The sequence below is a fragment of the Haloarcula japonica DSM 6131 genome (assembly GCF_000336635.1).
GTDB classification, from domain to species: domain Archaea; phylum Halobacteriota; class Halobacteria; order Halobacteriales; family Haloarculaceae; genus Haloarcula; species Haloarcula japonica.
This window is the reverse complement of record NZ_AOLY01000038.1, coordinates 1-21,862: the sequence shown is the minus strand read 5'-3', so window position 1 is coordinate 21,862 and position 21,862 is coordinate 1. Positions and strand designations below refer to the sequence as shown.

The 21,862-nt window shown below is 63.0% G+C and carries 22 protein-coding genes and 1 pseudogene; 2 read left to right on the top strand and 21 right to left on the bottom strand.

Annotated elements, in window-relative coordinates:
• Positions 1-23: 23 nt before the first annotated feature.
• The 20 genes from hpt to C444_RS14055 form a co-directional block, all read right to left on the bottom strand.
• Positions 24-593, bottom strand: coding sequence for a hypoxanthine/guanine phosphoribosyltransferase (gene hpt / locus C444_RS14150; protein ID WP_004593647.1), 570 nt, complete (start codon positions 591-593; stop codon positions 24-26).
• Between the two features lie 44 nt (positions 594-637).
• Positions 638-2,551, bottom strand: a complete 1,914-nt coding sequence (locus C444_RS14145; protein ID WP_004593646.1) for a hypothetical protein — start codon at positions 2,549-2,551, stop codon at positions 638-640.
• Positions 2,548-3,036: a hypothetical protein gene (locus tag C444_RS14140; RefSeq protein WP_004593645.1), complete on the bottom strand. Its 489-nt coding sequence runs from the start codon at positions 3,034-3,036 to the stop codon at positions 2,548-2,550. The genes C444_RS14145 and C444_RS14140 overlap by 4 nt, the downstream gene beginning before the upstream one ends.
• 148 nt (positions 3,037-3,184) lie before the next feature.
• Positions 3,185-3,676 carry a type IV pilin gene (locus tag C444_RS14135; protein ID WP_004593644.1) on the bottom strand — a complete coding sequence of 164 codons (492 nt, stop codon included), beginning with the start codon at positions 3,674-3,676 and terminating at the stop codon, positions 3,185-3,187.
• A gap of 265 nt (positions 3,677-3,941) precedes the next feature.
• Entirely contained in the window at positions 3,942-4,520 is a 579-nt protein-coding gene (locus C444_RS14130) for a DUF7344 domain-containing protein (protein WP_004593643.1), read from the bottom strand.
• Positions 4,521-4,632: 112 nt separating this feature from the next.
• Positions 4,633-5,097 (bottom strand): type IV pilin, encoded by a 465-nt coding sequence (locus tag C444_RS14125; RefSeq protein ID WP_049909538.1) that lies wholly within the window; start codon positions 5,095-5,097, stop codon positions 4,633-4,635.
• Positions 5,098-5,291: 194 nt separating this feature from the next.
• Positions 5,292-7,073 carry a Na(+)/H(+) antiporter subunit D gene (locus tag C444_RS14120; RefSeq protein WP_004593641.1) on the bottom strand — a complete coding sequence of 594 codons (1,782 nt, stop codon included), beginning with the start codon at positions 7,071-7,073 and terminating at the stop codon, positions 5,292-5,294.
• Positions 7,073-8,764, bottom strand: a complete 1,692-nt coding sequence (locus C444_RS14115) for a cation:proton antiporter (protein ID WP_004593640.1) — start codon at positions 8,762-8,764, stop codon at positions 7,073-7,075. The genes C444_RS14120 and C444_RS14115 overlap by 1 nt, the downstream gene beginning before the upstream one ends.
• A complete protein-coding gene (locus C444_RS14110) occupies positions 8,761-10,254 on the bottom strand; it encodes a monovalent cation/H+ antiporter subunit D family protein (protein ID WP_004593639.1) in 1,494 nt (497 codons plus the stop codon). The genes C444_RS14115 and C444_RS14110 overlap by 4 nt, the downstream gene beginning before the upstream one ends.
• Positions 10,247-10,603, bottom strand: coding sequence for a cation:proton antiporter subunit C (locus C444_RS14105; protein WP_004593638.1), 357 nt, complete (start codon positions 10,601-10,603; stop codon positions 10,247-10,249). Before C444_RS14105 ends, C444_RS14110 begins: the two co-directional genes overlap by 8 nt.
• A complete protein-coding gene (locus C444_RS14100; protein WP_004593637.1) occupies positions 10,603-11,076 on the bottom strand; it encodes a Na(+)/H(+) antiporter subunit B in 474 nt (157 codons plus the stop codon). The genes C444_RS14105 and C444_RS14100 overlap by 1 nt, the downstream gene beginning before the upstream one ends.
• A complete protein-coding gene (locus C444_RS14095) occupies positions 11,073-11,618 on the bottom strand; it encodes a DUF4040 domain-containing protein (protein WP_004593636.1) in 546 nt (181 codons plus the stop codon). Before C444_RS14095 ends, C444_RS14100 begins: the two co-directional genes overlap by 4 nt.
• Entirely contained in the window at positions 11,615-11,896 is a 282-nt protein-coding gene (locus C444_RS14090; protein ID WP_004593635.1) for a monovalent cation/H(+) antiporter subunit G, read from the bottom strand. The genes C444_RS14095 and C444_RS14090 overlap by 4 nt, the downstream gene beginning before the upstream one ends.
• Entirely contained in the window at positions 11,893-12,168 is a 276-nt protein-coding gene (locus C444_RS14085) for a cation:proton antiporter (protein ID WP_004593634.1), read from the bottom strand. Before C444_RS14085 ends, C444_RS14090 begins: the two co-directional genes overlap by 4 nt.
• The gene (locus tag C444_RS14080) at positions 12,161-13,204 is read right to left on the bottom strand and encodes a monovalent cation/H+ antiporter subunit E (RefSeq protein ID WP_004593633.1); all 1,044 of its coding nucleotides are present in this window, start codon (positions 13,202-13,204) and stop codon (positions 12,161-12,163) included. The genes C444_RS14085 and C444_RS14080 overlap by 8 nt, the downstream gene beginning before the upstream one ends.
• A 151-nt stretch (positions 13,205-13,355) precedes the next feature.
• Positions 13,356-14,522: a bifunctional phosphopantothenoylcysteine decarboxylase/phosphopantothenate--cysteine ligase CoaBC gene (gene coaBC, locus C444_RS14075; protein ID WP_004593632.1), complete on the bottom strand. Its 1,167-nt coding sequence runs from the start codon at positions 14,520-14,522 to the stop codon at positions 13,356-13,358.
• Between the two features lie 50 nt (positions 14,523-14,572).
• Entirely contained in the window at positions 14,573-16,138 is a 1,566-nt protein-coding gene (locus C444_RS14070; RefSeq protein WP_004593631.1) for a DUF7519 family protein, read from the bottom strand.
• Positions 16,135-17,460 carry a DUF58 domain-containing protein gene (locus C444_RS14065; RefSeq protein ID WP_004593630.1) on the bottom strand — a complete coding sequence of 442 codons (1,326 nt, stop codon included), beginning with the start codon at positions 17,458-17,460 and terminating at the stop codon, positions 16,135-16,137. The genes C444_RS14070 and C444_RS14065 overlap by 4 nt, the downstream gene beginning before the upstream one ends.
• A complete protein-coding gene (locus C444_RS14060) occupies positions 17,457-18,197 on the bottom strand; it encodes a DUF7269 family protein (RefSeq protein WP_004593629.1) in 741 nt (246 codons plus the stop codon). The genes C444_RS14065 and C444_RS14060 overlap by 4 nt, the downstream gene beginning before the upstream one ends.
• On the bottom strand, positions 18,197-19,309 hold the full coding sequence (locus C444_RS14055; RefSeq protein ID WP_152420815.1) for a DUF4129 domain-containing protein: 1,113 nt from the start codon (positions 19,307-19,309) through the stop codon (positions 18,197-18,199). Before C444_RS14055 ends, C444_RS14060 begins: the two co-directional genes overlap by 1 nt.
• Before the next feature lie 101 nt (positions 19,310-19,410).
• On the opposite strand from C444_RS14055, the gene C444_RS14050 reads away from it, so the two are divergent.
• Positions 19,411-20,466 carry a M48 family metalloprotease gene (locus C444_RS14050; protein WP_049909527.1) on the top strand — a complete coding sequence of 352 codons (1,056 nt, stop codon included), beginning with the start codon at positions 19,411-19,413 and terminating at the stop codon, positions 20,464-20,466.
• Positions 20,467-20,536: 70 nt separating this feature from the next.
• On the opposite strand, the gene C444_RS14045 is transcribed toward C444_RS14050, so the two are convergent.
• Complete coding sequence (locus tag C444_RS14045) at positions 20,537-21,277, bottom strand: NAD(P)/FAD-dependent oxidoreductase (RefSeq protein ID WP_004593626.1); 741 nt, start codon at positions 21,275-21,277, stop codon at positions 20,537-20,539.
• 153 nt (positions 21,278-21,430) lie between these two features.
• On the opposite strand from C444_RS14045, the pseudogene C444_RS14040 reads away from it, so the two are divergent.
• A pseudogene (locus tag C444_RS14040) lies at positions 21,431-21,862 on the top strand (peptidase); the annotation flags it as partial.

Below are 21,862 nucleotides of genomic sequence, written 5' to 3'. Positions count from 1 at the left end.
CAGGAACCGCATCAACAACCGCTCTAGTCGTCGCCGTGCTCGTCGACGATAGTGACTTCGCCGTCGATGACTCGGACGTTGATCAGCGTCTTGGCATCGTACCCCGCTTCGTCGAGCTTGTTCGTCCCGTCGGCTTTCTTGATGACACAGACGATGTCGCGGATGTCCGCACCGATGTCTTCGAGCGCGCCCGTAAGCCCGGCCAGCGTCCCCCCGGTCGACAGTACGTCGTCGAGGACGAGTACCTGATCGCCCTCGTACACGTCGTTGACGTACATCTCGCTCTCGGAGTAGCCAGTCACCTGGGACAGTGATACTTCGCCGTCAAGCCCGTACTGGCGCTTACGGACGACGACGAGTGGGATATCGGTCATCAGCGAGACGGCTGTGGAAATATGGATTCCCATCGCCGCCGGTGTGACGATTTTGTCGACGTCGTCGAGCTCTGCCTTCCGAATGATCTTGATGACGATTTCGCGCAGAAGTTCCGGTCGAAGCATCGGGACCCCGTCGCTGATGGGGTGAACGAAGTAGTGATAGCCTTCCTTCTCGATAATTGGCGCTTCGAGTAGGGACTTCTTGAGTCGGTCCATGCTGGCGGTACTACAAGCCCGTACTAAAATTCTCCGTCACCGACTCAGTAGAGCGCTAGCAACTCACCGAGCGCTCGCATAATCGGCAGGAGGTGCGCATCACCCAGTGCGTAGTACTCGATGGTCGTCAGCAGTAAAAACACGGTCGCCACGCCCGTTGTAGCACCGAGAAGCACTGCACCGATCTGCCCGGCGAACCCTCGTGAGCGCCCACTCAGTGCCCAGATACCGAGTGGAACAGCGCTCCCAAGCGCGAGCAACGCGTGCAACTGGAACGCTTCGCCGATACCGTTCACCGTCAGCGCGACGAAAACCACAGCCACCTGTCCGCCGATCAACACTGTTCCTGCAACTGTCCAGAGGAACATGCGCCAGTGGTCCGTGAGGCTCCTGCGTACCGCTGGTAACCGTACGAGCAGATACACGCCAAGTGGATACAGCGGGAACAGATACCGGACAGTCACCTGTGCGTGCAGCGGCAAGCGGCTGGCGTACAGCAGGACGACGCCGACGAACGCGGTTATCGCGAACGCGTCTGTGACACGGTCGGCGCTGAGTGTCCGGTCAGCTATCGACGAGGGCAAACGCAGCCGTCGAAGGACTGGAACTGCGCCAAGCATAGCGATGAGAACTGGCGCGGACTCAAGCAGCGAAAGGTTGACCGATTCCTCACCGGTGTTATCGAGCGCACCGCCTGCGCTTCCCGACCGGACGAACGCGTGATACACGTCGGCTGGCTGCTGCTGAAGCGTTTTGATCCCTGAAACGAGTTCGCCGCCAAGCAGCAGCAGTGGCCGCATCCCACTTTCGAGGGTCCCGAGCAGGGGTGCCAGCGGCGTGAGTAATCCACTAGATCCACTACTACCGCTATTGCCACCACCCCCTCCACTCCCGCCGGTACCGCTCGCAGTATTGCCGCCAAGGGAGCCACCACGGGAAATCAATCTCGGGGGCTTGACCGGAGAACCGGTGATAGCGATATTAGTGACAATGAACGGCAACAGGGAGAGGGCGAAGACGATGCCGATACGAGCGAGCGTTCGTGGGCTGTTGTCCGGGGCCGTCGGGATATCGACCAGTGCCAGGGTGACACAGAGCAGGAGCGCTTCCGGAGCGTGTACCCACGCGTACAGTCCCACCAGCGCGTAGGCGAGCGCACGGAAGGTCTGCCGTTGCGTGATAACTGCCCCGTCCGCTGGCCTGCGGCTCCGATAGAGGCAGTACGCGATGCAGACGACCACCGTCCCGGTGACAGCGTGGCGCTTTGGCACCGTCGCCCAGAAGGCCAGCGGTGTCCCGGCTGTGAGCACAACAGCGTTCAGGAGTCCTAGCCGGCGCGTGTGCATCCGACTGAGAAGGCGATAGAAAACCACCGGGGTAAACGCCGCGATGAGGAGATGCGTCAGTTGCAGTGCGTACAGATGGGTTCGGCCGGCGTCGAGTGGCTGTGCCAGCGCGACGTTCAGCCCGAACAGCCCCAACACGGCGACGCTGCCTCCGTAGAGGACCCAGTCGCCGTCGGTGTAGCGACCGCACTGGAGTACCAGCGCCAACAGCGCGAGCGACCAGAGTGCGACCAGCGCAATACGGAGTTCGACGATGGCGGTGAGCAGGTCAAGCACGAACACGAGCGGCAGCGAGAGGACAATGACGCCGTAGTTGCGCGCAAACCGCTGGCCGCCGTAGCTGTTCGCCCCCGGCGTTTCTAGTCCAGGGCTGTAGACCGCCTCGGTCATCGCTAGCTGTCCGTTCGAAAGGCTGTACAACCCATTCGCCAGCGTGTAGGAGTCAGTAATTAGGAACGCCGTCCGCCACAGCAGCCCGAACAGCACGACCGTCGCGAGAAACACGGTCAGACCGAGCCTGTCGCCAAACAGCACTGAATACGCCGTCTCGCGGGTGTTCGACAGTGCGGGCGTCCGCTGTCGGAGACGCCCGACGAACTCCGTCGCCGTCATTCGACCACCGATATCGTAACGTTGTGCGTTGCAACCACGCCGTGGCCCGACCCGTCGCGCTTGTTCACCCTCACTGTGCCGTTGTACTGCTCGCGTTCTATCTCCTCGTCAGTGAACGTATCGGACGCCAGCGTCAGGTCGTACGTGTCACCGGTCGAGTCGTCCAGAAAGTGGTTCGTCGTCCGCGTGTAGCCCAACTCCTCGATTGTGAGTTCGTAGACGAGCGTCGGCCGCCCGGTACGATTCGCGAACTGTACGCGGACCGGCGGCGCATCAAGGTAGTAGCTCGCCGCGCCATAGGATCCCTTCTTTAGCGTTACGTCCTCCGGCATTTCAACCGTGGAAACTGTGACATTGCCCGTTTCGAGCGCGACCGGTTCTGGTTCCGTTGCCAGCGTCACGCCGGGGACCAGCGGGCCAGAAAGAAGTGTAACGCCGAGTATAATGGCGATCACACTGGTGATAACAGCCCGCGTTCTTTCCATCGTTATCAGTCACTGGGTAGGTGGGAATAAAAGTATCGTAACGGGTTCTCGTGTTTGATTCTGCAATATTACCAGTATGAGACTAACGTCAATTCAAGCACTATCACGCCACTGCTCATCGCTTACAAAACAAAAATTGAGAACCGGATTATGCGTCCGGACCGCTATCTTGAGCGAGTGTTGCAGAAGTGTCGCCTTCTTGAGTTTCGTAGACGACACGGATATCGTAATTAGATGAAACAGCAGCATCTATAGAGTTCCCAGCGGTTACCTCCGTTTGACCTCCCACAGCGGTGTCCCAATCGTCATCAGGATTAGTGCTGTCAATATCGGGCGTCGACCCTGACCAGGAACTTCCGTCTGCAAGATCACCACGGACAAAGAGTTCGTTACCTTGGATTGTGTCCCCGCCATCATGCGTTATCGTTAGCATTCCTTCGTTGCTACCGCTACCACTTGCAGAAGAATCATATTCAAATGAGAAGCTAGCTTGTGGCGTTGCCTGCTGTGCTTGGTCACCGAGACCGAGCACAAAGGAGGCGATTACTGCGGCCAGAATGACCGTAATTGCGACCATCAGGATGACCCCGATGACCGGCGACACTGCGTCGTCGTCGTGGATGAGTTGTTTGATATCCATGGTTTGTTCGACGCACACCGCGAGTGTGACCCGAGTAGGAACCCCCTATATATCGAAGGATTTCCTTACCGGCTCGCGGGGTGTGCTGACTCAACCACATGAGATGTGCCCACTTATACTCACAGCACGTTTTAGCCGTTCAACCACGCCTTGAAAACCTTCAAGGCTGGCTGTACCGCCGGAATTCGATACGGCGGTGTTTGGATAGTTCAGCGGTAAACGGGACAAACGAAACAGCGCAAGGCCGTGAAACAAACTGCGTACTTCAGTCGTCGGACTCGGCTTCCTGCGCCACATACTCGGTCAGCGTCATCTCACGACCGGCGTAGGTATGATAGGCCGCGGAGACGCTGAGCACAATCGCAATCAGCGTGGCCCAGACCAGCGGCGGGATCACCGTGAACGGATAGATGCCGACCCAGAGGATCGTCACGATTGCCAGACTGACCGCGCCGAGCGAGAGGTAGTACTCGCGCCAGGGGAACTCGCTTCCCGGCACGATTTCGAGATAGATAGTGAGTTCTTCTGTGTGTGCCGTCTTGGAGATTGTCCCGTTTTCATCGTCGTAGTCGATGATACCCGTCTCATCCATCCGCGGGAGATGAGACTGCTGTAACGTGGTGTAAACGCGCTTCCGTTGCGCGCTCGTGACTGCAGTGTTCGGGCAGTCGTACTCCTGTGCCGCGACGTGTGACGCGAGGTCACCGAGCTGTACTGGCCCGTCGTGTTCCCGTAGATACTGCAGCGTGTAGCGACGCCGTTCGTTCTGCAGGACGTCGAATATCTCGCCTTTGGAAAGGTCATCGTCCGTAGTGGAGTCCGACCGTTCTACCTGCTTACTCATGTCATATTCTCCGATCCCCACCACCCAATGCAGGGAATACAGCAGATATCAGGGTGTTCATCAGTTATAAACTCACGGGTTTTTGTTCCGGAAAAAACGAGATGCCGCGGGCTTATGCGTCCGGTCCGGATGCGGTAGCGAGCGTTGCGGAGTTATCGCCAGTGGACGACTCGTAGACGACTCGGAAGTCGTAGCTGTCGCCAGACACCCCAACATTGACCCGGTCACCAGCAACAACCTTGCTGTTGCTTCCACTCGTATTGCCACCTGGCCACGGGTCATTATTACTTCCTATTCCATTGGTAACGTTGCTGGAATCAAATCCGGTCCCTCTAAAGTACAAGTTGCTTGCCTTAATAGAGTCACCACCATCATGTGTTACCGTGACTTGGCCATCGTTTGAGTCATAATCCGTACTAAAGCTAGCCTGCGGTGCCGTGCTGCTGACCTGATCGCCCAGTCCGAGGACGAATGTTGCGATAACGGCTGCGAGGATGACCGTGATTGCGACCATCAGGATGACCCCGATGACCGGCGACACAGCATCGTCGTCGTTGAAGAATCGTTTGAGTTCCATTGTTGTGTCCGCACGCATCAACAGGTTCCCCTGTTATGCCGTGCTTATCGAATCGTGGCTATGGAGATATATAAGTCTGCACCTGTATTATCAGAGACTGTAATCACCCTGTCTGCTAACAGCTATTCTGGAGTGCTTGAAACCATATCTGGCTGATCTGGTCCGCGATTATCACAGAAGGTGTTTTTAGGACCTCATGAAAGAGCCAGCAGTGCTACCGTAACGAAGACCGCGAGGATGAGGATGCTAAGTCCGATGCCGGCCCGCATCGGATGTACGAGGGTGTCGTCGTCACGGAGCCGCACAATCACGTCGTTTGGGGACGTCACTGTCCGCGTGACGATGCCTGTGGCCTGAACCACAGCGCGGTCGACGGCGGCGTACAACTCGGTCACACCGACAACGAGGCCGCGGGTGCCATAGAAGACAGCGGGATTGTACAGCGAATCGATGTCCGGGACACGGCCGAGTTTCGAGAGGGGCTTCTTTGTCACCGCGAAGCCGATCAGTCCGAGGACGGCGAGGACGACTCCCTCGATGAGGTGGGGGATGGTGTAGGTCTTGTATACGTGGTGGACGACAGCCTCGCTCGTAACGTCGAACGGAAGGATGGCGAACAGCGCCGTGTCGTACACGCCGTAGATGACACAGAGCGCGGCTACAGATACCATTGCCACGCTCTGCAGACGGTTCGCGTCCGGCACACTGCTGTCGTACTCACCGTGGAAGAACGCGTAGTAGCCGAACTTGATGAACGACATGAACGTGCCGACGCCGCCCAGCAGCAACATCCACTCAAGCGTATAGAACTCACCGAGCGGGAGCGGTCCCTTGCCGAAGGTGTAGTGGCTTCCGGAGATGATGATCCCCTTGCTGACGAACCCGTTGAACCCGGGGAAGCCGGCGATAGACAGCGCAGCGACGGAGAACGCCCCCGCCGTGATCGGCATCTCCCGCCAGAGACCGCCGAGTTTCTTCAGGCTCTCCGTCCCGGTCCGGTAGATGACGACACCGGCGGTCATGAACAGCAGGCCCTTGTAGAGGATGTGGTTGAACACGTGAGCGAACGCGCCAGCCTGTGAGAGGGCGCTCCCGACACCGACGCCGGCGACCATGTACCCGACCTGTGACTGGATGTGATAGGAAAGGAGCCGCCGCATATCGTTCTGGAACAGCGCGAACAACGCACCGAAGACAGCCATTCCACCGCCCATGTACGCGATGGCCTCGTGGCCGTTGGGGAACGCGCGGTACATTCCGTAGACGCCGGTCTTGGTCGTGAACACGCAGAGAAACACGCTGGCAGCAATGTGTGGCCGCGGATAGGTGTCGGGCAGCCACGCGTGCAGGCCGATGAAGCCGACGTTGACGCCGATACCGATAGCGGCCAAGGCGGCGGCCAGCCCAGACGTGATTCCGGCCGTTTCCGGACCGCCCGGCACTGACGCGAACAGGAACGTCTCCACCTCGACGTAGTGTCTGAGGATAGCGGCCATCAACAGCGTGCCGCCCAGTCCGTGGAGCAGGGCATACCGGAAGCCGGCCCGGACCGCCTTGCCGCCGTAGTGCCACACCAGTAGCGTGCTCGTGACGGCCATCAGTTCCCAGAAGAAAATGAGCGTCAGCCAGTCGCCAGCGAACACGGCCCCAAAACTGGTCGCGACGTAAGAGAGAGCGTACCCGGTCTGCGTCGTATCAGCATCGCTGGCGTAGGAGTAGAGGACAGCAACTGCGGCGATGAGCCCGAAGATGATTCCCATCAGCCGCGAGAACGGATCGACGTTCAGTAGCACGGCGTCGAACCCGAGGAACTGGGTCTGGAGATGTGCGCCCTCCGGGACCGCAAGTGCCCACGGCACCGCAAGTGCAGGCACGAGCACACCGACCGCGTGTCCGGCACGCCGCGGAAGCCGGGACACGACGATTGCCAGCGCAAGTAGTACGACGACTGGCGGAACCGCTGTAAGCATCGACATTAGGCCATCACCCCCGGCAGATTACTGACGATGGTATCGACGATCCGCAGGAAGACAGCCGTGTATGGCACTGTCCCCAGCAGGAGCGACAGCGTGGCCGCGGTGAGGATCGGCCCGAGCATGAACCACGTGCTTTCGCCGCCGCGCCAGCCGCGGTCGTCCCAGCCCCCTGCGGGCGGGCCGCCGTGGTGTTCGTGGTCCTCACGGTGTTTGCCGAGGTGGTCGACGTGTTCGGTATTCGGAACCTCGCCCTCGTCGGAGTCGTCGTCGGTATTACCCGACTCGTGGCCATCACCACCGTCGGCTCGAACCTCGTCTCGCCCCCCGAGTGGCCCTTCCAAGAGGGGCTTCTCGTCGTGTCCCTCCGGCGACTCGAAGTACGCTTGGTAGACGATGGGCCAGAAGTACGCAATGTTGAGCACGCCGGAGACAAGCAGGGCGGCGGCGAAGATGAGCCCGCCATCGAGGCTCAGCGCGCCGATAACGAGATACCACTTGCTGACAAAGCCAGCGACCAGCGGAATCCCGGCCATCCCGGCCGCGGCGACGGCGAAGGCGGCCATCGTCAGCGGCATCCGTTTCCCGATGCCGGCCATATCGCTGATGTCGTCGGTGTGAGTTTCGACGTGGATCGCGCCGGCACAGAAGAACAGGGTGAGTTTCATAAACGCGTGGGCGGGGATGTGGAGCAAGCCGCCGGTTAGAGCGTCCTCCTTGAGCAGTGCCAGCCCGAGCACGATATAGGAGAGTTGGCTTATCGTTGAATACGCCAGTCGCCGCTTGAGGTTGTCCTGTCTGAGTGCGATGATACTCGCGGTCAGCAGGGTGAAGGCCGCAATCGCGGCCAGTGGGAGAGCGACACCGAGTTGCTCCATCGTCACAGGGCCGTACACGTCGAGGACAACTCTGGCGATGCCGAACACACCGCTTTTGACGACCGCGACAGCGTGCAACAGGCCAGACACCGGCGTCGGCGCGACCATCGCGTCCGGGAGCCAGGAGTGCATCGGCATCAGTGCGGCCTTGACGCCGAAGCCGGCCGCAAGCAGGGCGAACGCTGCCCGTGCCAGCGTCGGGTCGGCCGTCGCGAGGCCTTCGAGCCCGCCGGGGGTAAACGCGGTCGTCCCAGCGAGGACGAACACCAGAACTGTGCCCCCTAGCACGGCGACGCCGCCGCCGAAGGTGTACGCGAGGTACTTCCGGCCGGCCGCGCGGGCCTCGTCGGTCTCGTCGTGGGTAACGAGCGGATACGTCGACACTGTCAGTAGTTCGTAACAGACGAACAGTGTCAGCAGGTTCGACGCGAAGGCGACGCCGACAGCCGACGCGAGGCTGGCGGCGAAGGAGGCGAAATAGCGCGTCTGTGCGTGTTCGTCCAGACCGCGCATGTAGCCGATGCTGTAGAAACTGGTGACGATCCACAGCAAGCTCGCGAGCAGTCCGAACAGCAGCCCGAGCGGGTCGACGCTGAACGCCAGTTCGATCCCGGTGGCGAACTGTCCGAGGGCGAATTCGTATTGTGTCCCCGACAGGACACCGGGAACCATGCTCGCAATGATAGCGAACTTTGCGAACGCGACAGTCAGGGTCACCCCCTCCCGCACGTTCGGCCGGCGCTTAAGCGAGAGAATCACGGGGATGGCCACTGTGGAGACGAGGATTGCCAGGATTGGGCGTAGCGACTCAGTCATTGGTTTAGAAGGGGTGGAAGCGTGTCCTCAAGCATTGCTTGTAACTCCGGTACGGCTGCTGTCAGCGCGACCGCGAGCGCGGCTGCGATGACGACGACGGCGATCATCCCGAACGAGACCGCCTGTCCGCTCCCGTCTGTTACGGGAACCTCGTCAGGCTCTGAGTGGATGGTCGCCTCGGCGAAGTAGAGCCGCTCGACGAGGCGGGCGAAGTACGCGAGCGTCAGCAGCGTACTCGCGAGCAACACGGCCACGACGGGCCAGTTCTCGGCGTTGACTGCGCCGAGGACGATGTACCACTTGCCGACGAAGCCGACAGCCGGCGGAACACCGACCATTGCCAGCGAGAGCACGGCGAAGGAAAACGCCGGGAGTGGGACGCGGCTCCCCATCCCAGCGTAACCGTTCACCGTCGTCGCGCCCGTCTCCCGCTCGATGACCCCCGTCGCAGCGAACAGCCCGCCTTTCATCACTGCGTGGCCGAGTAGGTGGACGGTCGCACCGACGACGGCCAGCGGGGTCGCGATGGCGAACCCGGCGACGACGAGGCCGAACTGTGATACCGAGGAGTACGCGAGCATCCGTTGGACGCTGTCTTGCGAGACGGCGAGCGCACTTCCCGCAATGATGCTCACGCACGCCAGACCGACCAGTGCCCAACGAGCGACGGGCACGGCCGTCAGGAACTCCACGGTGAACACGGAAAACAGCAGGCGAGCGAGCGCGTACGCCGAGACCGTCGAGACGAGCGCCGAGATGAACGCGCTCACGGTGTCCGGGGCGTTCGCGTAGGCGTCTGGCTGCCAGGTGTGCAGCGGGAACAGGGCGACTTTCACCGTCAGCCCGCCGACCATCAGCCCGAACGCGGTCAGGACGAGCGTCGAGTCGTAGGCTGCCATCTCCCCGAGTTTGGTCGCCAGATCGGCCATGTTGAGCGTACCCGTTGCCGCAAGCAGGTAGCCGATGCCGAGCAGGTACAGTGAGGCCCCGACGGTTCCGATGATGAGGTATTTCAACGCTGCGACGGCGGCGCTTGCGTCCCGGCCACTCGCCACGAGACCGTACGCCGCAAGCCCCGTGATTTCGAGGAACACGTAGAGGTTGAACACGTCGCCGGTGACCGTCATACCTGTCAGACCGGCCACTAATAGTAGGTACAGCCCGTAGAAGGGGCCCGAGTGCGGGCCGGCCTGTCGGGCGTACGCGAGTACGCCCAGTGACACGACTGCCACGAGCAAGGCGACGGCCCCCGACAGCCCGTCGACGACGAGTTCGATGCCGTACGGGGCGGCGAAACCACCGACCGCGTAGGAAACGGTCCCGCTCGTGCTGACGGTCCACGCGAGCAGTCCGGCCAAGACGGCCTGGCCGATGAGCGTCAGCGTCGCGACTGGCCACCCTGCTCGGTCGCTGACGAGACTCGCGGCCAGCGGGATTGCACCGCCGATAATCGGCAGGACGACCAACAATACGGGGAGTTGTTCAATCATAGTAGAGCTGTTTGAGTTTGTCTTCGTCCAGCGTGCCGTACTCGGTGTAGATGCGGATGATAAGCGCCAGCGCCACGGCGGTCAGGCTCACCCCGACGACGATAGCCGTCAGGATGAGGACGTGTGGCAGCGGGCTGACGTAGGGGCCGCCGCCCTCCTTTATGATCGGCGGATTCCCGCCGGCCCGGAACGCGAGCGTGATGAAAAACAGGAAGATGCCCGTCTGGAAGATGTTCATCCCGATGACTTTCTTCACGAGGTTCTTGGACTCGATGAGCATGTAGAGGCCGATACCCAGCAGGAGCATCACCGCGAAGTAGTTGTAGTGTGAGTTCAGCAGTTCAAACATTAACTCTCATCCTCCGGTGCATCGACGGCGTGGCCGAACCCGGCCGCAAGCAGGAAGAAGAGGCCGATGGCAACGCTGGCGACGATACCACCGATGCCCAGTTCGACGAGTTCGATACCGTAAGCAATCGCGTGTGAGATGAACTGTTCGTACAGGTGGTACTCGAGGAAGTTCCCGCCCAGGAGAATCGTCCCCAGCCCAATCGCCGCGAACGTGAGCACGCCACCGGACGCGAGCGAGGCGACGACGCGGACGTCGAGCCACTCCCGGGCCGCGTCAATGCCGTAGGCGAAAGCGAGCATCATCACGACCGACCCGGCGATGACTCCGCCCTGGAATCCACCGCCCGGAGAGTCTGCCCCGTGGAACATCACGAACAGGGCGAAGGTGAGCACGAACGGCGCGACGACGCGGACCGTTGTCATGATGATGGTGCTCTCGACGTACAGCCCGGTTCGCTCGTCGCTACTCATGCGAACACCTCCTGTCTGAGGACGGTCAGCGCCGCGACGCCAGCGGAGAACACCACGACCGCCTCACCCAGCGTGTCGAATCCACGGTAGGCCGCGAGCACGGCCGTTACCGCGTTGTGGACCTCCGTGTCCGCGTATGCATTGTCGATGTAGTGCTGCGTTACCTCGCCGCTGACGACGGGGTTCGCCGCGCCCTCTGCCCCAATCGCTGGCAACGACGGAACTGTCGCGATCATGACGACGACGAACGCGCCGACCAGCACGACGGTCCGGACGCTGATCGACTCGAACAGTCCGTTTTCCTGTGGCCGAACGGTGTTTGCCAGCGCCAGAATGAACAGTATCGTCATGATGCCGGCCCCGACAGCCGCTTCGGTCAGCCCCACGTCAGGGGCTTCAAGCATCACCCAGATGATGGAGATGCCGAGGCTGTAGGCGGCAAACGCCATAAGCGACGCCAGCACGTCACGGAGTACGGCTGCGCCGATAGCACAGCCCAGCACGAACACCAACAACACTGCTTCAATGAGCGAGAGCGTCATGACTTGCCCTCCTCATCGCCGGCAGTCCACGGCTCGATACCCTGGTCCCTGTCTCTTATACACATCTCTGAGCGGGCNCGCTCAGAGATGTGTATAAGAGACAGAATCGCGAGTGCGGCGGCAGCGATAGTGAGAACGGCCCCCAGCGTATCGCTTTTCGATGCCGCGTGAGCGCGTGTGTACACGTCGGGAAGTCGGACAATGCCGATCGAGGCGACGCCAGCAAAGAAGGCACCGACCAGTGCGAGTACGACAATGGCCCACTCGGTTGGCGTCATAGTACACCCCCGTGCTCGACGTTGAACTTCGAGAACGCTATCGAGAGCAGGAAGTTCAGCAGGGCGTACACGAGCGCGATGTCCAGGAACAGCGGCTTATCGAGCGCGCCGGAGACGAGCGCGATAGCGATGACAGTGTTCGTCCCGATCACGTTGACCGCGATGACCCTGTCGTGGTCCGTCGGTCCGGCGAACACGCGGTACAGCGATACGATAGCGAACAGGACGAACGCGCTAGCGATTGCCAGCAGCGCCGCTTCGAACTCAATCATCGTCGGCCACCTCCGGGTCGCCGATGTCGCTCTCGATTGTGCCATCGTCGTCCCCCTGCCCCCGTTCGCGCGGCGAGGGAATCGCTGCGGCCTCCCGGCCGTAGAAGACGAACCGGACGGCCCGTTCGAGGCCACCGTCGAACAGGTCTTCGCGCGCACCCCCGGTGAGCGAGTGGATATCGAACGCCTGCTCGGAGACGCTGACGGTGAGCGTTCCGGGCGTCAGCGTGATGCTGTTTGCCAGCGTCGTCACCGGGCCATCACCCCAGATGGCTGCCTCAAACTCGACTATTTTCGGGTCGATAGGTAGTGACGGGTGCAAGACGACGTAGGCGATTTCGAGGTTGGCGACGGCGATTTCCTTGAGCAGGTACGGGACGTAAATCGCCAGCCGGGCGAGCTGTCGCGGAATCCGGGTCAGCGACGGCTGGCGACTGAACGCGATTGGTGCAAGCAATGCAGTGACGATAGTCGCCGTTATCGCGCCAGTAAGGAAATCCAACGGTTTGTACGAGCTCAACAGCAAATAAAACAGGTATGACGCCCCAAAAATGGTGAGATACTTCGGGAGCGTCGCGGCGCGAGCGAGCGCGGTCGACCGTGCCGGCCGCTCGACGGGTGCGGTCTCGACGTCGATATCGCCCCGGACGAGTTCGACTTCGAGCGGCCGAAGCATCGGCGTCGTGCCGCCCGGGTTGAACTCCGGATCGAGGACGACCCGTTCGATGCTGTGTTCGTCGGCGTAGGCCAGAATCGCGTCGGCGTAATCACCAGGGCTGAACAGGTAGCGGTCGGCGCCGATGACGCCCAGTTCCACGTCGAGGTTCGATGGTGGGGACTCGCCGAGGTCTTCGTCGAGCCAGACCTCGATGCGGTCGAGCAGGTCCTTTGCCTGGCCGAGTTCCGTCTGAGCGTCGGGGTCGACGGCGCGCGTGCTTGCGACGGCGACGAGGTGCAACGACACCTGTTGCTGTCCCTCTCTGGCCGCCGATTCGGCCTGTTCAATGGCGTAGGCAACGGTGTTACGGACCGTCACCGAATCGGCTACTGGCACGAGCAGGCGACGGGGTGGTAGTACAGTCACAGTCTCTGTTTAGAAACTCCGAATAGCGGTTCGTCGGGCAGTACTGTCGTTATCGGACCGGAGCAACGGAACACGCAAAACTATTTCGTAATCGGTTACGCGCTCAGTCATCACTGGACAGACGGTCACCGAGTTCATCGGCAACACGGGCACCCAGCCCCTGCTTGTCCCCGGCGTACTCCGCCGCCGTCCCGTCGTCCACGAGTAGGGCGCGCGTCTCCTCGGCTCCCATCACGTTCGCGCCGTTGGCGACCACGAAAGCCAGCCCGGCCCGCTCGCGTATCTCACGGGCGCGCTCGATCAGCGTTTCGTCGTCGCCTTCGGTTTCGACTTTGAACCCGACGATAGGGAGGTCGGGGTGGTCCGACCGAACGGTGTCGATGAGCTTCGGCGTCGGCTGCAGCGTCAGCGTCAGTTCCGCCTGCCCGCTCTTGATCTTCTCAGCTGCTTGTTCGACGGTGTAATCCGAGATGGCGGCTGCCGAGACCAGCGCGTCGGCTGAGTCGGCGACCCGACGGACGGCCTCGGTCATTTCCGCGGCGGATTCGGCTTGCTCGACGGTCGCGTAGGGAACGTTCGGTCCGTCGTGGACCAGTGTCACGTCGGCCCCACGGGTGTAACAGGCCTGTGCGACTGCCCGGCCAGTCTGCCCCGAAGAGCGATTCGAGAGCGTCCGCACGGGGTCGACTGATTCCGTGGTCCCGCCCGCGGTCACGACGACGTGCTCGTCCGCTAGCGGTCGGTCGCCTGCGGCCCTGGCGGTCGCTGTGACGATGGCTTCCTCGGTCGCGATCTTGGCTTTCCCTTCCTCGACCCGCGGGTCGACGAACTCGACGCCCCAGGACTCGACGCGGTCGATAGCGTCCAGTACGCCGGGGTGGTCGTACATCGGTTCGTGCATCGCCGGCGCGACGACGACGGGCACGTCCGCGCCGAGAGCAGTCGTCACACACGTCGTTACGGGCGTGTCGTCGATTGCCGCGGCGACTTTGCTGACGGTGTTTGCCGTCGCCGGCGCGAGCAAGAGCACATCACCCCAGCCCGAGCGCCCGCAGAGGTCGACGTGCTCGACGCTGCCTGTGACTTCGGTAACGACCTCATTGTCCGTTGCGAACTCAAGTGCCCACGGGTGGATAATGCCCGTCGCGCTGTCGGTCATCACGGCCCGAACGGACGCCCCCTGTCGTCGGAGTTCGTGTGCGAGCTCCACCGTCTTGACGGCCGCGATAGACCCAGACACCCCCAGAACGATGTTGACTCCGGTCAGCATACCTGCCGGTTCGCGGCGCGAGGGTAAAAGCCCCTGTCTCCCCGGCGGAACTAATCGCTGTCATTGGCGGACCGCTCGCTCCGCTTGCCGCTCCTGTCACTGCTGGTACGTGGCCCGCCGTCGTGTGCGTTCAGTGCGAGGGTGAACGCGGCTATCGCCAGCAGAACCAGCCCGAGCGCGACCACTGAACTGACTGAGAGCCCGGCAGCCGTGGTCGGAACTACGACCGGGATGAGTACGTATCGAACGAGTAGCACGAGGAGTATCGCTCCGACGAGGACGACCGCAGTTCCGGTGACGTGGACGAACTCGCTGTCGGTCGTCTCAGCGTTTCGCCCCAGTTGCTGCCCGATACTGCTGGCGTGCGCGCCGGCGTCCCAGACCAGCAGCGCCGCCGCGCTCCCGACGAGGACGAGTATCGGTACGAGTCCGCGCTCAGCCCCGAGCAACGTCATGACGAACAGGAGCCCGCTTCCAGCCGCGAACCCTGCCACACGTCTGGACAGCAACTCCGCACCGACCAGTTCGGACAGCACCGTGACGAGTCCGCGAAGGACGACGACCGAAATGAGGACGCCGAGGAGCAATACGGTAGCCGAGCCATAGTGGCCGGCCCCGGAGTACGTGGGCGCTACTCGCCGGGTCACGCCAGCGGCGGTAAGGACCAGCGCGCCCAGCAGCAGTCCCACAGGGACAACGATACTGCCGGCCTGCCGGGCCAGCGACCGTCCAGGGTCGTCCCCCAGCCACTGCAACAGCCACTGCCGGAGCCGTTCGATGATGAGAATAGCCAGTAACGCCAAGAGTCCGGCCGCAAGGACGAGATGGAGCGGACCACCCAGAGTGACCCGCAGGGCCGGCCCGAGCACTGGGAGGGTTCCGAGGAAGCGGTCGAACAGTCCCTGTGCTGTCGGAACAAACGCCACGAACACCTGCAAGCCCATGGCGGCCTTGACGTAGCGGTCGATGTCCCACCAGCTCGTCCCCAGCAGGTCCAGCCGCCCGAGCGCCCGGTCGGTCGTCGCTGTGGGTTCCGGAATCCACGACTCCAGCGTCTTCGTGGTTTTGTCCAGCAACAACAGGGCGAGGAGGACTCCGACCTGTAGCGTCACGAAGCCCACGAGTGGGTGGACCGAGAAGCCGGCGACGACACGGACGAGTATCCAGGGCAGCCTGACGGCAGCGGCGACGGCACAGACGATTGTGACGCAGATACCGACCACCAGTACCACGAAGCTCTCGTCGAGCATTGCCGTGAGTTCGTCCGTCGCATCGGTCGGCGGCACCAATCCGCTACTCGCGTCGATGACGACGAGTGTGGCGGCCAACGGGAACCCGAGCGCCACGACGAGCGACCAGTAGTCAGTCGCCAGCAGTGCGGTTCCACAGAACACGCCCGCGCCGAGGATGATGGCGACGCTACCGCCGGCGATGCGCGTGTGGGCATCGCTGCGGAGCGCCCAGAGCCCAGCTGCGATACAAAGCCCGCCGACGAAGCCGGTCAGGACTGGTCTCGGGTCCCCGACAGCGAGGCCGAGAACGAGCGAGACGAGTACCGCGACCGTCCCGGCCAGTGCCGCGCTCGATGCCGCCGGTCGACTGTCGAGTTCCGTCATGCCCACCGCTCCGTTGCGCGAATGAGTGCCTTAGCGAGCGGTTCCGTGGGCGTCCAGTCGACGACTCGGACCGTCCCTCGAAGGCTGTCGAGGCGGGCTGTTCGGTCGATTCGCTCCACGGTACTGCCCGGGCTGTCACCGGTCGTCATATCCGGGCTGACGACCGTGACCGCGTGTCCGTACGCGGCAAGCCGTTTCGCCGCGTCGGCCGCCCGGTCGTCGAGCAGCGGCGTACAGAACACGACCTGTGACTCGCCCGGTATCGAGCGGTCGAGCGTCGCTACCGCGTCGCCGCCGTCGGCGATGCCGTAGCGGTCCGCCATCTCGGTCGGTGACTGCATTCGCCGGGTTCGGGTACCGGTGTCGAGCAGCGATGAACCGCGGGCCCCCGCCGACCCGGTGGGTGCCCCGCTCACAGTCTCCTCTAGAAACGCCTCCAATCGCTGTTCCTGTGCCCGATTGGCAGACGGCTGGAGCGTCTCGCAACTGTCGTAGACTGCGGCACCGACGCGGTTGTCCATCCCCAGAAGCGCCGAACCGACCTGCTGGGCCGCATATGCACAGAACTGGACAGCCGTGGGCGCGTTCGCCTCGGCCGCGACGGGGTGTCGTGAATCCACCAGCGTGATAACGGTGGCCGCTCGCGTCTCCTTGAACTCGACCGTCGCTAGCTCGTTCGTCTTCGCGAGGCGGTTCCAGTCGACGCGACTCATCGGGTCCGAGGACTGGTGCTCACGGATGGCGTAGAAGGCGAGCCCGTTCCCGCCGGCGTCCGTCGGGACACGCCCGGATTGGGAGAGTGTCTGGCCCGAGAGCGGGACCGTGTCCACACTGGCGCTGCACGACAGCGTCGTCTCGACGGTGACCTGCTCGGCGAACTCGACGGTTCCGGTCAGATTCCGGCAGACGACCGCAACGTCGGTGAACGCGTGGTCGCCGCGCCGGGCTTCGACGGTGTAGGTGACCGAATCCGTCGCCCCGGCTTCGAGATGGGTCCCGAATCGGGGAGAGCCGTCGACGACTTCCAGCCGCCCCGGAACGCCGTCGAGGATGCGAACATCGGGCAGGGTCGCGTCCCCGTCGTTCGTGAGTGTGAGCGTCACTGTTACCTCCGAGCCGGGAAGCGGGTCGGCCGGTTCGACGTGGCGCTCGACTGTGAGCGTCGGTTCGGGGTCACCGATGGCCGCCTGATAGGCCGCGTACACCAGCGCCACCGCCGCGACCATGAAAACCGCCGGATTTCCGGTGACAATACCGGCTCCGCCGGCCACTAGCGCGGCCGAGACGCCGACGTTACGCTGGGTCGTCTCGCGCGTGCTCACGCGTGCCCACCCCGCTGAAGCCGGCGTATTTCGGCCGCTGCAGCCTCGACTTTCCGGTCGAATCCCTCACCGCTGGCCCAGTCCCGCAACTGCATTTCAATGGGCGGGTCGGGTGCCTCTGGGCCGCCGAGGAAGGACATCGCTCGGCGGTCGTCCGTCCACGAGCCAGTGCGGACTTCTCGAGCCGCCGCCTCCATCGACATATCTGCCGTTTCGACCAGCATCTGTCTCGCGGCCTCACGGAGTCTGTTTCTGACTTCTGACGCATAACTCGCTTCGAGGCCGTTGTAGTGGTCGACACGCCCGTCGATTTTTGCGAGCAACTCGTCAATTTCGTTGCCGACTAGCTCGCCGGATTCCGACGTTATCGCTTCCGGCTCCAGTAGCTCATCAAGCAGTTCCGTCGACTCGTCGCTTTCGTCGGCATGAGACGTATCACGCGGCTGTCGCCCTTTCACCGGCGGAAGCGTCGAGTCCTCTGTCCGGACAACGGTATACAGGCCGAAAAGGCCGACGACGGCAGCGCTGACGCTCGCACCGAGTTGGAGCCGTCTCGCCGTCCCGCTCCCAACATCCGGCAGCACCGAGGGGAAGGTAACGACGAACACCGCCCCGGCAAGCGCGGCGAGTCCCAACAGCGTGTACCGGACGAACTTGCGCCCCGGTGTCGGCCGTTCGACACTGACGTCGATGTTCGCGCTGGCAGTGTCCCCCTGCTGTGATTTCGCGTCACTCATCAGTCATCACCCCGGTCAAGGAGTTGTCTGAGGGCGGTCCGGGCCGACTCAGTCCGCTCTCCGGTCGCCGATCTCCCACCGTATTCGACCTCCCGAAAGAGGGTTGTTAGCCGGCGTACGGGCGCTGCCGGAAGCCCGCTGTCGATAGCCCGGCGAGCGTACTCTCCGGGCGTCGCCGTCTCGGGGTCCGATACCGACACGCGGTCAGCCAGCAGTGCCCAGGCCTCTTGGATGGACAGACTATCGATTTCCGGACCGTTGTCCGCGTCAGCCGTCGATTCGCCAGCCGCTGACTGCTTGGCCGCTGCATCCGACGAGCCAAACAGCGACGGGCTATCGACACCACTCCGGACTGAGGCGAGGAAGCCGCCGGTCCCGCCGAAGCCGCTGAGGGCTTTGAACGGCGCGACTGAGAGCGACCCGAGCGCACTCGGCAGGCCGGCGACCCCCCGAAGTGACATCGTGCCGACTGATCCGACCCCCGTCGCCAATCCGGTCAGGATACCGCCGGAGACGGCACTGATACCGGCTCCGACCCGTGAGAGCGACGACGAACCCGAGAGCAGCGCGGCGGTCGTTACCTTCGGAATCCGCCCGATAGTCCGCCCCACCGCGCCGTCCGAAACCGCCGAGACGACTGTCCCGGCCAGTTTGTCGATGATAGGGGGCAAGAGCAGTCCGCCGTCTGTCGACCCGTCACCCTCCGCGTTCGATGCAGCCCGAATGACTCCGACTGCAACGACGCCGAACCCGCCGATCAGCGCCAGTCCAATCAGTTTCACCAGCATGGGGGACCCACTGTCTTCGCTCCCGCCGGCTGCCGGCGTTTCTGTCGCCGTCTCCGTCGGTGTTGGCGTCGCTGTCGCCGCCGGTTCGCCGCTCGTCGACCGCGGCGTCGTCTCCGCCCCATCACTCGTCGCTACCGGTGTCGGCTCACCGTCGACATCGTCAGGCGCTGTTCCGTCGGGTGTGGTCGGCTCGCTCGCTCGGCTGTCGAGGGGGCCGCTCGACTCGAACCCGACGCCGAGTGCGCCGGGAAACAGCGCCGTGCCGAACAGGACAGCGACCGCACAGAGGAGGGCGAGGGCGGCACGCACCAGCTTTGTTGACACTACGGCACCGTTTCCGGCGGCAAAATAAATACTTTCCCTCACTGCTGGACTGTCCGAGCAGAAAACCTTTCATCCGCTGTGGGTATAGCAAAACTACCCCTATGCGGACACTGACCCGCCGTATGCTGTGGACCCTCCTGTTGCTCCTCGCTGTCGACATCGCCGTGGTCGCTACCGCGGCGGTGCTCCTGACGCCCTGGCTTTCGCCGGTGCGGGATACCGTTGCCGCCTCCCTTCCGTTCGGTGGGGCATCGGCACGCATCGCCTGGTGGGTGGCCGTTCTCGCCCCCGCCCTCGTGGCGTTTGTCTGGGCACAGCTCAGATACACCAGCGCCCAGACGATGGCCGAGGTCGACGCTCGCATCGTCGGCCCTGCTGAGTATCCCGACCTCCACGAGCGAGTCCAGCGGCTCGCGCAACTGGCCGACCTCACGCCGCCACGGATTGCCGTCGCAGACGCCGACGTACCGAACAGTTTTGCCATCGGGACGCTTGGCGGCGCGACGGTGGTCGTCAGCGAGGGGCTGCTGTCGACCCTCGACGGCGACGAACTCGACGCCGTACTGGCCCACGAACTCATGCACGTCGCCAACCGCGACGCGACCGTCATGACGCTGGCCAGCTTCCTCCCGTCGCTGACTAACGGCGAGTACGACCCGCTTGCGGACCTGCTCCCGGGCGGGAGCCGCCACGCGCTCGGGCTTGTCGCACTCGGTCTCGCATACGTATTCAGCGTCCGGGTGCTTGACGCCCCCTTCGGAAGCCTCGCGTTCACGCTGGGGTTTCTGTTCCTGTTCGCGGTGACAGTCCTGTTCGGCGGCGTCGCGCTGGGCGTGTTCACTGCCCCCGTTGTCGTCCTCGGCCGGTCGCTGTCGCGCGCTCGGGAGTTCGCCGCCGACCGGAGCGCTGCCCAGTTGACTGGTGACCCCGCCGCACTCGTCAGGGCGTTAGAGACACTCGATGGAGATGACGACCGGCCGGGGACAGACAAGCGCTCCGCGTACGCGGGCGTCCGCGGTCTGTGCTTCCTTCCACACGGGTTCGATACGGCAGCGTCGACCGATTCCCTGTCTATCGAAACGCGGTCCCACCCACCGACGGCCGAGCGGATCGAACAGCTGCAGTCCGTCGAACGCTCGCTCGAAACAGGGCCATAGCGACTGCTGTACGCCGTTTCGGCATCGACCACCGTACGGTCGAACCGGGAAACTGTTACAGTAGGCCCTATCAATCCGAATCCTGATCGACGCTCGGGTGCATCGTTGGCTCACCCGGCATCGGCTCCTCGAAGTACCGCTGCATGACCCCCAGGGACTCCTGTTCGCGCTTCTTGCGCTCTTCCTCGTCGATTTCCTCACATCCCGGCGGAACTGGGCGGTCACGGCCGGTGAAGTACCCTTCCGGCGCGGTCCAGTCGTGATAGAAGTCGATGTCGGAATCCTCCAGCAGCGTGAGCCCGACCTGTGCGCCGTGGCCCGCGGCGACGATGGTCTGGTGGTGCTGCTCGGCAAGCCGGCCGGCCGCGTACAGCCCCTCGATATCGGTTCGGCCCTGCTCGTCGGTCGAGATGAACTGCTTCGACCCGCGGTCGATGAGTGAGAGTTCCAACCCATCCAGATACGATGGGTCCGACCAGGAGGCGGCGATGAGGTACGTCCCGTCGTAGGACTCGCCGTCTGTACAGGTCACTTCGAAGCCCCCGTCGGTTCGCTCGACCTGCTCGGCTTCGCCGTCGATGAACCAGACGCCGGCGCGCCGCGCCTGTGCCCGCATGAGTTCGAGCAGGAGCCGGGGGTTGATTCCCGCCGGGAATCCGGGGTAGTTTTCGAGGTGTGCGTTGCGGTTCAGTATCGACTCACCGGTCGAGATGATGCGTGTCGACAGGTCGGCGCGAGCGGTGTAGATCGCCGCCGAGAGCCCGGCGACGCCGCCGCCGACGATGATGACTTCCTCGCGTTCGGTTGGCATGGACGCATGTTCCCAGTGGGGGCCAAGAAACGTGCCGATTTCGGACCCGCGGTCGGGACGGCCGGTAACGGCCCCCTCGGGGCTCGCGTCGGGCGATACAGTTTCTGGCACTACCCGAAGCCTCATAACGATACACCTACTAAAGGCGTCGTAATGACCGACACCGTCGACGAGGTCGATATGCCGTACGACGACGACGCGTCTCAGCAACAGAAGATCGAGGCGCTGCAGGAGCGGCTGGAGGTGCTCGAATCCCAGAACGAGGAGATGCGCGACAAGCTGCTGGACGCGAACGCCGAGAACAACAAGTACCAGCAGAAGCTCGAACGGCTCACCCACGAGAACAAGAAGCTCAAGCAGTCACCGCTGTTCGTCGCGACCGTTCAGGAGCTCTCCAGCGATGGCGTGATTATCAAACAGCACGGCAACAACCAGGAGGCCCTGACAGAGGTCACTGACGAGATGCGCGAGGAACTCGAACCCGACGACCGCGTCGCCGTCAACAACTCGCTCTCTATCGTCAAACAGCTCGACGACGAAACCGACGTTCGCGCCCTGTCTCTTATACACATCTCTGATGGCGCG